The following is a 14,452-nucleotide window of genomic DNA, read 5'->3' on the forward strand; positions in this document are numbered from 1 at the left end:
ATATTGAAGTCACTCCTTGATAAGACTACACTAGCAGCAAATAAAAGAGAGGGATAATTTCTGTGTCTGAACCAATGAATATCGCTAGAGTTAGATGGGCTTGTCGCAGAGGAATGTTGGAGCTTGATGTTCTCTTCCAACCATTTGTTGAAAAACATTACGAGCAGATGTCCGTTGAAGATAAACATATTTTTGTTCGTCTGTTAGAGGGTGAAGATCCGGTATTGTTTGCTTGGTTTATGGGCCATGAAAAATGCGCTGATCCTGAGCTCGCTAAGATGGTGATCCGTGTCCGTGGAAGAGACGCAGCATAGCTTTAATCTCACCTCGTCATTCGACCAGCGTTTCTCGTTGGTCGTTTTTGCCAGTCTATGTTTAACCTCATTTCTTGCGTGGCCCCTGTTAGATTCACTCCTATATCACCTGATTAAAGCGCTGTTTTTCTCGATTATGCTGCTGTTTTTTATCCATCAGTTTTTACAACTCAAGAGTTGGCGTTTTCAATTTGTGCTTAATGGGGCTGGGGAGGGACGTTTGCAGGGGGAGGAGAGGTTTAAGTTAACGCAAAAGGCGTTTGTTTCCCCCTTTGTTTGCCTGTTCTATATTGAAGCTGATGAAAAGCAGACGTTAATGATAGTGTGGTCTGATATGTGTGACGACACAAGTTACCGAAACTTGTGCCGTCTTTTGCTTGCCAGTAAAGGCTGAGTCCCTTCTAGCTAGCGTTACCAAATGCTAATCAGGTTGTAAAATGGTTGGGGTCGGTTTATCCAACTGCTGTGGATGATCTATGTTGTAGTGGAGCCCTCGGCTCTCCTTACGTTCCATTGCACAGCGAATGATAAGCTCTGCTACCTGAACTAAGTTTCTTAGCTCAAGTAGATTATTACTGACGCGGAAGTTACTGTAATACTCTTGGATCTCCTGCTGCAACATGGCGCATCGACGAAGTGCCCGTTCAAGACGTTTATCTGAGCGTACAATACCGACATAATCCCACATAAACAGCCTGAGCTCATGCCAGTTATGGGCAATCACAACCTCTTCATCTGAGTTGGATACCTGACTTTCATCCCAAGCGGGAATGTGGCCTGGCATAGGGATCTTATGCAGTTGGCTTTCAATATCCTCACCTGCTGCACGAGCAAATACTAAGCACTCAAGTAGAGAATTACTGGCCAAACGGTTGGCACCGTGCAAGCCTGTGTATGCGACCTCACCGATAGCATATAAGCCGTTCAGGTCGGTTTGCCCATGGATATCAGTCATCACGCCGCCACAAGTATAGTGAGCAGCAGGCACAACAGGGATAGGATCTGTGGTGATATCAATACCGAATTCGAGGCAACGCTTATGAATTGTCGGGAAGTGCTTAATGACAAAGTCAGCGGGTTTATGGCTAATGTCTAAGTAAACACAGTCAGAACCTAAGCGTTTCATCTCATAATCGATGGCGCGGGCGACAATATCTCGGGGGGCCAGCTCTGCACGCTCATCAAAGTCTGGCATAAAGCGGCTACCGTCAGGGCGACGAAGAAAAGCGCCTTCACCACGTAACGCTTCGGTCAGTAGGAAATTTCTGGCATCTGCATGATAGAGGCAAGTGGGATGGAACTGATTAAACTCCATATTGGCCACACGACACCCAGATCGCCATGCCATCGCGATGCCATCACCAGAGGCGATATCTGGATTGGAGGTATATTGATACACCTTAGAGCTGCCGCCAGTGGCTAGTGCAACAAAACGAGCCTTAACTGTCTCTACATGCTCCTCATCTCTGTTCCAGATATAAGCACCGAGTACTCGATTACCTGAGAGGTTTAATTTACGTGAGGTAATAAGGTCAATGGCGTTATAGCGCTCGAGAACACGAATATTTGGGTGAGCCTTAGCTCTATCTTGCAGAGTGACTTGAACCTCTTTTCCCGTGGCATCGGCGGCATGGAGGATCCGTCTATGACTATGTCCGCCCTCCCGTGTGAGGTGGTAGGGAGCTTGGCTAGCATCGCCTTCGAAGCTCTCCTCTTTATCAAAAGCAACGCCACACTTTATTAGCCACTCCATGGAGCTTTTTGCATTTTTTGCGGTAAAAGTGACCACTGACTCATCACATAAACCTGCGCCAGCGACTAAAGTATCGGCAACGTGGGATTCTATCGTATCATCTTCATCAAATACCGAGGCGATGCCGCCCTGGGCATAGTAGGTCGAGCCTTCACTCAGAGGACCCTTTGATAATAATATTACTTGTGACTTTTCAGCAAGATGCAACGCTAATGTTAGGCCTGCAGCGCCACTGCCAATAACCAAAACGTCAGATTGGTGTTCAACTACTTGTTTCATCAGGTATCATGGTAAGTCTGTGAGTGTTATCTATGGTAAACCAAGTCAGCAAATATGGATACATTCCTGGGTAACAGAAAAATAAATTCAACTCTATGCAATTTTTTTAGAACTTTTTAGAAGTAAGCTAGTCTACATATGTGAATATGATTCGAGCGACTGAGAAATCAGCATTTTAGATTTAGGAGTAGTCGGCTCGGATGAGTGGACAAATAAGTGATCAACAGTTAGTTGAACGGGTACAGCAGGGAGATAAGAACGCCTTTAACCTCTTAGTGCAGAAGTATCAAAATAAGGTCATGAGCCTGATCTCACGTTACGTACGTAATCAGGCTGATGTTGGAGATGTCGCTCAGGAAGCTTTTATTAAAGCCTACAGAGCACTGCCAAACTTCAGAGGCGAAAGTGCATTCTATACTTGGTTGTATCGGATTGCGGTTAATACCGCGAAAAACCATTTAGTGGCACAGGGGCGACGCGCTCCTGCAAATGATATCGATGCTGAAGAAGCTGAGTATTATGATGGTAGCGATGCGTTAAAGGAGTTTGCATCTCCGGAGCGCTTAATGATGTCAGATCAGATCCAGAAAGTGGTCTTTGACACATTAGATACCTTGCCAGAAGAGTTAAAGATGGCGATTTCGTTGCGTGAACTCGATGGGATGAGTTACGAAGAGATAGCTAATGTAATGGATTGTCCAGTGGGAACAGTAAGATCGCGTATCTTCAGAGCTCGTGAGGCGATCGATAAAAAGCTCCAACCTTTGTTAGAGCAGTAATATCTTTTACTAATACGTAATATACAGGTGAAAAATGGATAAATTAGGTCAGGAATGGGTATCCGCTGCCGTCGATGGTGAAGTCGATGAGCAGGCGTTGGCTGAACTTGCAGCTAACAAGGATTCACATGAGCAGTGGCGTGATTATCATATGATAGGCGACGCAATGCGTGGTGAGTTACCTAAGACAATGAACTTAGACCTCTCAGCTAGTATCGCTGCCGCAATTGAACTGGAGCCAGCTATTTTAGCCCCAGCTCAGCCTAAGCTTGAAGAGACACAAGTGGCTAAGAAGTCGAATGTGATCCCTATGTTTAAGCAGTTTGGCCAATATGCCATCGCTGCAAGTGTTGCCTTAGTTGCTGTTATTGGTGTTCAAAACTATAGCCAAGAGACAGCTATCGATGCATCACCACTACCTGTGCTGAATACGCGTCCACTTGTGGGCAGTGTTACGCCTGTGAGTCTGCAAACTGGTCCAGTTCAACAAAACCAAGGTTTCAGTAATGTTCAGATGAAAGAGCAGCGTCAACGCATCAATGCTTATATTCAAGATCATATGTTGCAACAGAGATTGAATAATGGGGTTAAAATAGAAGACAATAGTGGAGTTGATTCCATTCCTGTGAGTAACTAGTACTCATAAAGGTACTTTTTCTATTTAGTTATACTCGTAAGGAGTTAGCTTGCGTCTTTTCCTGTTAGCACTGTTAGTTTTACATTTTCCTGCGATGGCGCAAGAAGATATGTCGGCAAAGGCTTGGCTTGAAAATATGAGTCAGGCCTTGCGTGAGCAAGAGTACAAAATCTCCCTTATCCAACTTCAAGCGGATCATATCCGTCCTTTAGTCTACATCCATGGCAAGATTGAAGATAAAGAAGTTGCGTTTCTAGAGCACCTTAATGGTCCACCTAAAAATGCGGTAAGAGTTGGAAATACCGTTACTTTTATCGAACATGATCAACCTGCCTACAGCATCAATGCGAGCCGTATTCAAGGCATTTTGCCGCCTGCTTTTGCCGGAGACATCTCGTCTTTGGAATCGGGTTACCAATTTGTATTAGGTGGTCGTAGCCGCTTAGCGGGGCGTCCGGGTCAGTTAGTGCGTATCATTCCTGTCGATGGCTTTAGATATGGCTATCAAGTCTGGTTAGATATGGATACGTTCCTACCGCTACGTTACGACATGTTGACCCAAGATAAGCAGCTACTTGAGCAGATCTTAGTGGTTGAGCTGTTAGTGCTCGATGATGTGCCTGCGATACTGAACGAAGCTTATAAGCAGCCTTGGCCTGGGGTTATTGCTCAACCCACCAGAGATGCTGGTGATAACTGGAAGTTTAAGTGGTTACCTGAAGGGTTTAACGTTTTAGTCAAAGACAGTCACAGGTTAATGGGCAGCCACGAAGCGGTTGAATATATCGCGCTTAGTGATGGTATAGCCAATATTTCTGTCTATGTTGCTAGAGCGGGTGATGCCGTTATGCCTGAAGAGTTAGTCACGAGAAATGGACTCTCTTTAGCTACAGAGCGGATCGGTAATGCGGAAGTGGTTGCTGTAGGTAAAGTGCCTGCTGAAACCCTATCTCGCATCGCTAAAAGCATCACCATAGAGTAGTTGAGAATCATATTATGATGGAAGAGATGGCAAAGGTGCTCGAGTCTGATGGAAAGGGCTGGGTAACAGTTGAGGTTCAGGTTAAAAATGCCTGCAATCATTGTGACAACAGCGAGTCATGTGGCACCTCTGCGGTTTCAAAAGCCTTCTCACCTAAAGTGCAACGTTTCTCTATTCCATCGGATCGCCAGTATCAAGCTGGCGAACTGTTGAAACTTGGACTGCCCGAAAGCGTACTGTTAAAAGCGGCGGCATTGGTTTATCTGTTACCTTTGCTGGGACTATTTTTCGGTGTCGCTGTGGCCTCTTTTATTACCTTTATGTTTAATCTAACCTCTGGCGATTTTGTGGTCATTCCATTTGCTATCGCCGGCGCTCTGCTGTTTTGGGCTAAGGGTAAAAAAATGGCCAAGCGCATGGAGGATGACACCCAGCCAGTGATTATTTCTCATCTAGGCCACTCCATTTAGTTCTTATCCGTCTTAAATTCGATTGTTCAAGCCATTCTGAGTCGATGACTCTTATATTGATTGGTATTACTTGCTCAATCGGGTACAATTCGGCACTTTTAAAAATTCTAACTTTGAGTACTCATTAGCCATATCATGAAGCACATTAGAAACTTTTCGATTATTGCCCATATCGATCACGGCAAATCAACACTTTCAGACCGATTGATTCAAGAATGTGGCGGTCTTTCTGATCGTGAAATGGCAGCCCAAGTTCTAGATTCAATGGACATTGAGCGTGAGCGTGGTATCACCATTAAAGCCCAGAGCGTCACCTTAGATTATAAAGCGTTAGATGGCGAAACTTACCAGCTAAACTTTATTGATACCCCAGGTCACGTCGATTTCTCCTATGAAGTTTCTCGCTCTTTGGCTGCTTGTGAAGGTGCGCTGCTCGTTGTTGATGCAGGCCAAGGTGTTGAAGCACAAACACTTGCCAACTGTTACACCGCCCTTGAGATGGATATGGACGTAGTGCCTGTTCTGAACAAGATTGACCTACCACAGGCCGATCCAGAGCGTGTAGCGGATGAGATTGAAGATATCGTGGGTATCGAAGCGGCCGATGCCGTTCGTTGCTCGGCTAAAACCGGTATTGGTATTAAAGATGTACTTGAAGTCATTGTCGCGCAGATCCCACCGCCAGAAGGTGATACAGAGGGACCGCTTCAGGCTTTGATTATCGATTCTTGGTTCGACAGCTATCTAGGCGTCGTATCATTGGTTCGAATTAAAAATGGCATATTGAAGAAAGGCGATAAGTTTAAGGTGATGTCCACAGGACAAACCTATAACGCCGATCGAGTAGGTATCTTTACGCCAAAGCAAACCGACACAGCAGAGCTGAAAACCGGTGAAGTAGGGTTTGTTATTGCGGGTATTAAAGAGATCCACGGTGCACCAGTTGGTGATACCTTAACCCATGCTAAACATGGTGCTGAAAAGCCACTGGGTGGATTTAAAAAGGTGAAGCCTCAGGTTTATGCTGGTGTATTCCCTATCTCTACCGATGATTATGAAAGTTTCCGTGATGCCTTGAACAAACTAAGTTTGAATGATGCATCACTGTTTTTCGAGCCAGAGACCTCATCGGCCCTTGGTTTTGGTTTCCGCATCGGCTTCTTAGGTCTGCTGCACATGGAGATCATTCAGGAGCGTCTTGAGCGTGAATATAATCTCGACTTAATCACCACTGCGCCAACAGTAGTGTATGAGATTGTTAAGACCAGTGGTGATACCATCTATGTTGATAACCCATCGGATCTGCCAGCAATTAATAATATTGCTGAGATGCGTGAGCCGATTGTTGAGACCAATATTCTGGTACCAAAAGATTACCTAGGTAACGTTATAACCTTGTGTGTCGAGAAACGTGGCGTACAGAAAAACATGGTGTATCACGGGAACCAAGTAGCGATCACTTATGAGTTGCCAATGGCGGAAGTGGTCATGGACTTCTTCGATCGCCTTAAGTCAACCAGTCGCGGTTATGCTTCACTTGAGTACAACTTTGTTCGGTTTGAGCCTGCCGATATGGTGCGCTTAGATATCTTGATCAATGGCGACAGAGTCGATGCGTTAGCGATGATTATCCACAAAGGTCTGATCCGTACTAAGGGTCTAGCACTCGTGAATAAGATGAAAGAGCTTATTCCGCGTCAGATGTTTGATATTGCGGTTCAGGCAGCTGTTGGCAGTCAGATCATCGCACGTTCATCCATCAAGGCGATGCGTAAAGATGTAACGGCTAAGTGTTACGGTGGTGACGTTTCCCGTAAGAAGAAACTGCTTAATAAGCAGAAAGAGGGTAAGAAACGCATGAAGTCTGTGGGTAACGTTGAAGTACCACAGGAAGCCTTCCTTGCCGTTCTTAAGCTCAACGATTAATTATTACAGAATAGAATTCGTTAATAATTGTTAATAGACAGCGCCGCAGTTTGCGGCGCTTTCGTTAGTGCAGTATAAATGTGGTACTGATGTATGTGGTACCTATCCGCTAACCTAGTTAGTGATTACTAATTTTAAGATTAAGGCAGGAGTTAATTATCTATGGCAGCCTATTTTTCCCTCATTCTGGTACTGGTGACCCTGTGCAGTGGCTTAGTTTGGATGGCCGATGCACTGTTACTTGCACCTAAGCGTCGTGAAAAGCTTGCGATGGCGCAAGCAGCTGATGCCAATATTAGTGAGGAGATTGCCGAGAAGATCACCCGTGAGCCAGCACTTGTTGAGACTTCACGTTCAATATTTCCTGTGATCGCTTTTGTACTGATTTTACGCTCATTTATCTATGAGCCGTTTCAGATCCCGTCGGGTTCTATGATGCCAACCCTGTTAGTGGGGGATTTTATTCTGGTTGAGAAGTTTACTTACGGCCTAAAAGATCCTGTGTGGCGCAGTCAGCTTGTGGATAATGGTAAGCCTGAGCGTGGTGATGTGGCGGTATTTAAATATCCGGTCGATCCTAAAATTGATTACATTAAGCGTGTGATAGGTTTGCCTGGCGATCGTATCGTTTATCGTAATAAGCAGCTTTATATTCAACCAGCCTGCGCTGAAGGTGCTGAAACTTGTCCTGAGTTGAAACAGGTGCCGCGCGTGTCTGTCAATCAAGGCGAATTTACTCACAATGGTACGCCTCTGTTGCGCTATACAGAGAAACTTGGCGACGTCAGTCATGATATCTTAATTGACCCAAGTCGCCCTGAGCCGCTCAGTTACTACTTCCGCGAAGGTAACTTGCCTGTGGGTGAGTTTATCGTTCCAGAGGGTCAATACCTGATGATGGGTGATAATCGTGATAACAGTACAGACAGTCGTTTCTGGGGATTTGTGCCTGAAGAGAACTTAGTCGGTAAGGCGGTCGCGATCTGGATTAGCTTTGAGTTTGAACGCTCTAAAGCTGACTTCTTGCCAAGTTGGATCCCAACTGGTGTGCGTTTTGAACGTGTAGGTGGTATTACATAAGATGGAACCGATTAAGAACATACCTAGACTGTGTAGAACCTTAGGTTATGACTTTAGTGAATTAGCACTGCTTGATCATGCGCTGACACACCGCAGCGCGGCGAGTAAACACAATGAAAGGTTAGAGTTCCTTGGGGATTCTATACTCTCTATTATTATCTCTGATGCGCTTTATCATCAGTTTCCTAAAGCGACAGAGGGAGATCTTAGCCGTATGCGAGCCACATTAGTGTGTGGCAAAATGCTGGCTGAGATCGGCTTTGAATTTAAGTTAGGCGACTACTTAAAGCTTGGCCCTGGTGAGTTGAAAAGCGGCGGCTTCCGCCGTGAGTCAATTATTGCCGACGCCGTAGAGGCGATAATTGGTGCAGTCTACTTAGATTCCGATCTGGAAGTGACTCGCAGCTTAGTGCTTGGCTGGTACAAGACACGTCTTGAAACCATTCAACCTATAAATCAAAAAGATCCGAAAACCTTGTTGCAAGAGTTGTTGCAGGGTTATAAAAAACCGCTCCCTGTCTATAAAGTGACAGATATTAGAGGGGAAGCGCACGCGCAAACCTTTACAATAGAGTGTTATGTTGAAGAGTTGCGTAAACCCGTTGTTGGGGTTGCGAGTTCCCGAAGAAAAGCCGAGCAGCTTGCCGCTGCACAGGCTTTGGAGTTAATAAAACGATGAGCAAGAAAGATAGCAACAGTAAGAGTGAGCCGAGTTTAGACGATCTGTTAGCGCAGATGAATAACCCGTCATCGGCGGCTAAATATGATGTAACTTACTGTGGCATGGTAGCTATCGTTGGGCGTCCTAACGTAGGTAAATCGACACTACTGAACAATCTGCTTGGGCAGAAGATCAGTATCACCTCTAAGAAGCCGCAGACAACGCGTCACCGCATCATGGGAATCCATACCGATGCTGAGCGTCAAGTGGTGTTTATCGACACACCAGGTCTTCACATTGAAGAGAAACGTGCCATTAACCGTTTGATGAACCGTGCTGCAGCCAGTTCGTTAGCGGAGGTCAGCTTAGTTATCTTTGTTGTCGATGGCATGACCTGGACCGATGATGATGAGATGGTGTTGCGTAAGCTACAGAGCCGTGACGATGGTCGTAAAACGGTTTTGGCAGTCAACAAGGTTGATAATATCAAGGATAAGGAGGAGCTATTTCCCTACCTTGAAGAGTTATCGAAGAAGTTTCCTTTCGATGAAATTTTGCCTATCTCTGCCACTAAAGGCACCAATGTGCAACGTATCTTAGATATGTCGGTAGAATCTGTGCCAGAATCTCCACACTTCTTCCCTGAAGATTATGTGACCGATCGCTCGCAGAAGTTTATGGCATCTGAGATCGTACGTGAAAAACTGATGCGCTTCTTAGGTGATGAGCTTCCCTATGATTGCACGGTAGAGATTGAACAGTTTAAGATGATGGAAAATGGTGTCTATCAGATCAATGCCTTAGTGCTAGTTGAGCGAGAGACCCAAAAGCGTATGGTTATCGGTAACAAGGGTGAGCGCATTAAGAAGATCAGCTCCGCAGCGCGTATGGATATGGAGGTTTTATTTGATAATAAAGTCTTCCTTGAGATGTGGGTGAAGGTGAAGTCTGGTTGGGCTGATGATGAGCGCGCACTGCGTAGCTTAGGCTATGGCGACGAGTAACCTAATCTCATTAAAGGTGCCCCTTGGCTTAGTCATCGAATATGACTGGGTTGATGGGCATTTTTTTTGTCCAATAAATACTCCTTTTTCCCCTTTTTCGAGCCTTAGCTAATGCTGCGTGGATATGTGCTTCATACTCGCCCTTTTACTGACTCAAGTGTCTTGGTCAATATGCTTGTCGATGGTCAGGGCCGCGTTGATTGTGTGGCTCGCTTAGGCAGTGGTAAAACGTCTATTAAAAGTATACTTCAGCCATTTCAGCCGCTGATTTTTGAACTCTCTGGCCGTAGCAACTTAAAGAATCTGATCCGAGTCGAGTCTGCTAGCCCGGCGGTGCCTATCAGTGGTGAGGTGAGTTTTGCGGGGTTTTATCTTAATGAGCTAATGGTGCGCTGTATCAGTGTTGACCATGGCGCTGAGGAGATCTTTTTCGTTTACCACAAAACCTTAATGGCAATGGCTGCTGGTTTTTGTCAGAGCCAGCTTCGCTATTTTGAGTTGAGTCTGCTTAAAGAGATAGGTTTGATGCCAACACTCAATGTGGATATCGCCCAAGATGCGATAGAGGCGGATTACTACTACAGATTGCTGCCCGATGAGGGATTTGTTAACGCCTTAGGGCCAAAAACATCACACTACAGCGGTGAGATGTTGCTGTCGCTAGAGAGCCACACACTGCAAGCTGAGCATTTTAAGCAGGCAAAGCATCTGATGCGCCTGCTATTGGCTCCCTGCTTAGGCGATAAGCCCCTTAAGTCTCGCGCGCTGTTTAAAACTAAATCTCAATATGCAAAATAACTAAGATGAATTTATTTATACCCAAGCGACCTCAAGATGCTCGTTTCAGAGCCCCCGTAGGATAGCTGAACAAGGCAGTGATTGAGGAGAATGGTTATTCCCTTGTTGATATCACTAACGCAGTGCAGGGATTCTACGGGAACTCCCGTAGGGCATGGCGAGAAGCAACATTTTTCTGTGTTATGAAATATTGAATTACGACTGCATGGTCTATTTTGTTCCATACAAAATAAGACATTTCTTCCTTTCCATGGAAGTCAGATGCAGAAGGTAGGGCGAAGCACGACTGAATGGATTCAGGAGGTAGGGTAACGCAGGAGCAGTTACCGAGGATGCCAGAGCCGAGAATAACTAGTCCTACTATTTCATGAAGACCGCCATGGATGGCGGGAATGTCGTTAATGCAGGAGCAATTAACGACCTTGAACTCTGTCACTTCTCGACATGCTGAATCCTGCATTTTGAAGTTGTTTGGGTATAGCATTTCCTTACTATATTCGTACAATAGCTGCAAATAACTTTAAATCTAAGGAAATTCCATGAGCCGTATCCTACTAGGCGTTAATATCGATCATATAGCAACATTACGTCAGGCCCGTGGGACATCGTACCCAGATCCTGTCCATGCCGCCGCTGTCGCTGAGCATGCGGGCGCCGAAGGGATCACCGTTCACCTGCGTGAAGATAGACGCCATATCGTCGATAGAGATATCTATTTGCTGGCTAAAACTTTAAAAACCCGCATGAATTTTGAGATGGCTGTCACCGACGAGATGCTAGATATCGCCTGTGAGGTTAAACCCGCTTATGTGTGTTTAGTACCGGAAAAGCGTGAAGAGTTAACCACTGAAGGGGGCTTAGATGTTGCCGGTCAGATGGGAAAAATTGAATCGGCGGTGCAGCGTCTTACTGATATCGGTGTGAAGGTTTCACTGTTTATCGATGCAGATAAAACCCAAATAGATGCCGCTGTCGCTGTAGGAGCACCAGTTATCGAAATTCACACTGGCTGCTACGCTGATGCCACTAATGATGCGGATCAAGCTAAAGAGCTAGCCCGTATCACAGAGATGGCAACTTACGCACATGGCAAAGGCTTAGTGGTAAATGCAGGTCATGGGCTTCATTATCATAATGTTAAGCCAATAGCCGCTATTCCTGAGCTGTATGAGCTCAATATTGGTCATGCGATCATTGCCCGTGCTGCCATCGATGGCTTAGCGACAGCGGTTAAAGATATGAAGCAGCTAATGAATGAAGGCCGTAGAGGCGAATAGGCTCCTCAGTTCCTAGGACCTAGGTTCTAGGAACTGATCTCTTCTCTGATTTTAAGGATATGTATGATTGTTGGTTTGGGTACCGATATTGCTGAGATTGAACGTATTGAGCAGAAGGTGCCTGCTGCAGGTGATATTAAGGGTTTAGAAAGTTGCCGTTTAGCTAAACGCGTGCTCACCGAGCCTGAAATGGCAATCTTTATCGCTTCAAAACAACCTGCTCGGTATCTGGCGAAACGCTTTGCCGCTAAAGAAGCTGCGGCTAAAGCGTTAGGTACAGGTATTGGCCGCGGAGTCTCTTTTCAACATATCGAAATTAGCAATGATACTAATGGTGCGCCATTAATTAGCTTCAACGGTGGAGCGGCAGATAGGTTGGCATCTCTTGGTGGTGCTCGCGCCCATATCTCAATTGCCGATGAGAAACATTACGCCACAGCTACCGTCATTCTTGAGTCGTGAGTCTATATTGATTGGTCTTTCACTGGCTAAATAATCGCTCGGCTCCCTTACTCCATCTATATCTGTTAACTCCTTCCTACTTCCACACTTGTTAAAGAAAGGTAAATGGCATTCACTTTTTTATTAAAGTACTATATATATGACATATTAATTTAATCTTCGATAGTTAACTAAGAGATAAAATAATGAAGTCTATAGTCCCTTTAGTTGTAATACTCTCTTGTCTGTTTTTTACCAGCTTCAGCAAGGCTACACAGGTGATCCACCTATCTCCATCGGCGCAAGATATGACGCCCGTACTGGCTAAGGCACTAGCATCTGTTACCGAAAGTGAGCTTAAAATCGTACTGGATAAAGGGATTTATCACTTTAAACCGGATTATGCGAAGTCGGGTTATCGGGTGATCACCAACCATGGTAATGGGGTAAAAAAGGTGATCTTCTCATTAGAGGGCTTTGACTCAGTAGAGATTGAAGGTAACGGTGCCGAGCTAGTTTTTCATGGGCAGTTGGCGCCTTTTCAGTTCTACCGCAACAACAAGGTGCGAGTCAGTGATCTTTCCATAGACTGGGATATTCCCTTTACGTTTACCTCTGAGGTTCTGGCTGTTAACTCTGAGCTGGGCTGGATTGATATTAAGCCTTTGCCAGGAAATAGTTATCAAGTTAAAAACGGGCAGATCCTATTTCCAAATGTTGATGGTTTTAATTATGAGTATTTAGGCTCATCTTTGGCGTTTGAGCCTGTTCAAAAGAGGGTGGTTCATGGGGCTTGGGACTTTAAGAGCAAACCTGACAGAGTACAAAAGCGCGAAGACGGTGTATTGCGTATCCATGAGAAGCTTAAGTATTACCCGCCAGTAGGCAGCTGGTTGAACTCTAAAGGTGATCGTCACAATGACAGATATGCCCCCGCATTTCAGGTTCGAAACTCTAAAAATATCCGCTTTGATGGGGTGAAGGTGCATCATGCATTGGGGATGGGCTTTCTGTTTGAGCGCTCAGAGAATATCGAGATCTTAAACAGCGGTGTATTACTTAAAGATAAGCAAAACGGCACCCGCGTTATCTCCTCTACCGCAGATGCCACTCACTTTGCTAACTGTAAGGGCGATATTCTGATAGAGAATAGCCGTTTTGAGAATATGCTCGATGATGGCGTTAATGTGCATGGCACCTATGTCATGGTAGAGAGTTTACTCAGTCACAAAAGCGTTAGGGTTGAGCTTAAACATTTTGAGCAGCAAGGGTTTGAGTTTGCCGCTAAAGGCGATGAAGTCTGGTTTGTTCATCAACCTGATGTTCATAGACGAACAGTCAATGAAGTGACTGGCGTTAACAGGATAAATGAGCGCTTTATTGAGCTTAGCTTTAAAGACAGTTTGCCTAGTCAGCTGCAAGTGGGAGATCTGTTGGAGAATAAAACCTGGAATCCTAATTTTACCATGCGAGGAAACAGCATTGGTGACCACAGGGCCAGAAGCATCGTATTGAAAACGCCTAAGGAGATCCTGATAGAGGACAATCATCTCTACTCCATGATGTCATGTATCTTTATGAGGGGAGAGAGCTTCTATTGGTATGAGTCTGGCGCGGTTGAGGATGTCACCATTCGCAATAATGTTTTTGAAAATTGCGCCTATTCAGGTAAAGAGCATGCGGTGATGTATATAACGCCTAGATTAGGTAAGAGCTTTGACAGCACACAATTTTTCGATAGCAACATTCGCTTTATCAACAATAGTGTGACCACCTTCGATAACCGCATTGTCTGGGCTGATCGAGTTGATGGGCTGATTATAGAAGGCAATAAGATCACTAAGATTGTTGATGGAGCTAAACCGCCGCTTCATCCCAACTCACCTGTGTTTGAATTCACTAACAGCAAAAATGTTGAGCTTAAAGGTAACCGCTATATTGGTGATAAGAAACTGCTTATCAAAGCCGATAGCCGCTCCAGTGAAACCTTAAAATATGATGGTTCTATGGGAGCAAAAATAGAGGCTGATAAAGAGTAATAAGGGCTAGAT

General features: G+C 45.1%; 15 protein-coding genes. 14 read left to right on the plus strand and 1 reads right to left on the minus strand.

The features are described 5' to 3' along the window. Nucleotides 1–74 precede the first annotated feature (74 nt). Both SWOO_RS06275 and SWOO_RS06280 read left to right on the plus strand, forming a co-directional pair. Nucleotides 75–314: an FAD assembly factor SdhE gene (locus SWOO_RS06275; RefSeq protein ID WP_041417516.1), complete on the plus strand. Its 240-nt coding sequence runs from the start codon at nt 75–77 to the stop codon at nt 312–314. Beyond that, nucleotides 295–708, plus strand: coding sequence for a protein YgfX (locus SWOO_RS06280; protein WP_012323873.1), 414 nt, complete (start codon nt 295–297; stop codon nt 706–708). The genes SWOO_RS06275 and SWOO_RS06280 overlap by 20 nt, the downstream gene beginning before the upstream one ends. Nucleotides 709–735: 27 nt before the next feature. Here the strand turns inward: SWOO_RS06280 and nadB are convergent, their stop codons facing one another. Continuing rightward, nucleotides 736–2,346, minus strand: a complete 1,611-nt coding sequence (nadB, locus tag SWOO_RS06285) for an L-aspartate oxidase (RefSeq protein WP_012323874.1) — start codon at nt 2,344–2,346, stop codon at nt 736–738. A gap of 200 nt (nt 2,347–2,546) precedes the next feature. Between nadB and rpoE the strand changes: the two genes are divergently transcribed. The 12 genes from rpoE to SWOO_RS06350 all read left to right on the plus strand — a co-directional run bounded on the left by rpoE (nt 2,547) and on the right by SWOO_RS06350 (nt 14,440). After that, entirely contained in the window at nt 2,547–3,125 is a 579-nt protein-coding gene (gene rpoE / locus SWOO_RS06290; RefSeq protein ID WP_012323875.1) for an RNA polymerase sigma factor RpoE, read from the plus strand. Nucleotides 3,126–3,159: 34 nt separating this feature from the next. Beyond that, complete coding sequence (locus SWOO_RS06295; protein ID WP_012323876.1) at nt 3,160–3,762, plus strand: sigma-E factor negative regulatory protein; 603 nt, start codon at nt 3,160–3,162, stop codon at nt 3,760–3,762. A 49-nt stretch (nt 3,763–3,811) separates the two neighbouring features. Beyond that, nucleotides 3,812–4,744, plus strand: coding sequence for a MucB/RseB C-terminal domain-containing protein (locus SWOO_RS06300; RefSeq protein WP_012323877.1), 933 nt, complete (start codon nt 3,812–3,814; stop codon nt 4,742–4,744). Between the two features lie 14 nt (nt 4,745–4,758). Beyond that, nucleotides 4,759–5,214: a SoxR reducing system RseC family protein gene (locus SWOO_RS06305; protein WP_012323878.1), complete on the plus strand. Its 456-nt coding sequence runs from the start codon at nt 4,759–4,761 to the stop codon at nt 5,212–5,214. A 135-nt stretch (nt 5,215–5,349) separates the two neighbouring features. Further along, nucleotides 5,350–7,140 carry a translation elongation factor 4 gene (gene lepA, locus SWOO_RS06310; protein WP_012323879.1) on the plus strand — a complete coding sequence of 597 codons (1,791 nt, stop codon included), beginning with the start codon at nt 5,350–5,352 and terminating at the stop codon, nt 7,138–7,140. Nucleotides 7,141–7,302: 162 nt separating this feature from the next. Continuing rightward, nucleotides 7,303–8,220, plus strand: a complete 918-nt coding sequence (gene lepB, locus SWOO_RS06315; protein WP_012323880.1) for a signal peptidase I — start codon at nt 7,303–7,305, stop codon at nt 8,218–8,220. 1 nt (nt 8,221) lies between these two features. Beyond that, nucleotides 8,222–8,899: a ribonuclease III gene (gene rnc / locus SWOO_RS06320; protein ID WP_012323881.1), complete on the plus strand. Its 678-nt coding sequence runs from the start codon at nt 8,222–8,224 to the stop codon at nt 8,897–8,899. After that, nucleotides 8,896–9,885 carry a GTPase Era gene (gene era, locus SWOO_RS06325; protein ID WP_012323882.1) on the plus strand — a complete coding sequence of 330 codons (990 nt, stop codon included), beginning with the start codon at nt 8,896–8,898 and terminating at the stop codon, nt 9,883–9,885. Before rnc ends, era begins: the two co-directional genes overlap by 4 nt. Before the next feature lie 111 nt (nt 9,886–9,996). Continuing rightward, a complete protein-coding gene (recO, locus tag SWOO_RS06330) occupies nt 9,997–10,683 on the plus strand; it encodes a DNA repair protein RecO (RefSeq protein WP_012323883.1) in 687 nt (228 codons plus the stop codon). A 539-nt stretch (nt 10,684–11,222) separates the two neighbouring features. Continuing rightward, on the plus strand, nt 11,223–11,960 hold the full coding sequence (gene pdxJ / locus SWOO_RS06340) for a pyridoxine 5'-phosphate synthase (protein ID WP_012323884.1): 738 nt from the start codon (nt 11,223–11,225) through the stop codon (nt 11,958–11,960). A gap of 63 nt (nt 11,961–12,023) precedes the next feature. Beyond that, on the plus strand, nt 12,024–12,422 hold the full coding sequence (acpS, locus tag SWOO_RS06345) for a holo-ACP synthase (RefSeq protein WP_012323885.1): 399 nt from the start codon (nt 12,024–12,026) through the stop codon (nt 12,420–12,422). 185 nt (nt 12,423–12,607) lie between these two features. Beyond that, the gene (locus SWOO_RS06350; RefSeq protein ID WP_012323886.1) at nt 12,608–14,440 is read left to right on the plus strand and encodes a right-handed parallel beta-helix repeat-containing protein; all 1,833 of its coding nucleotides are present in this window, start codon (nt 12,608–12,610) and stop codon (nt 14,438–14,440) included. Nucleotides 14,441–14,452 lie beyond the last annotated feature (12 nt).

Origin of the sequence: Shewanella woodyi ATCC 51908, from assembly GCF_000019525.1 — a bacterium.
Taxonomy (GTDB): Bacteria; Pseudomonadota; Gammaproteobacteria; order Enterobacterales; family Shewanellaceae; genus Shewanella; species Shewanella woodyi.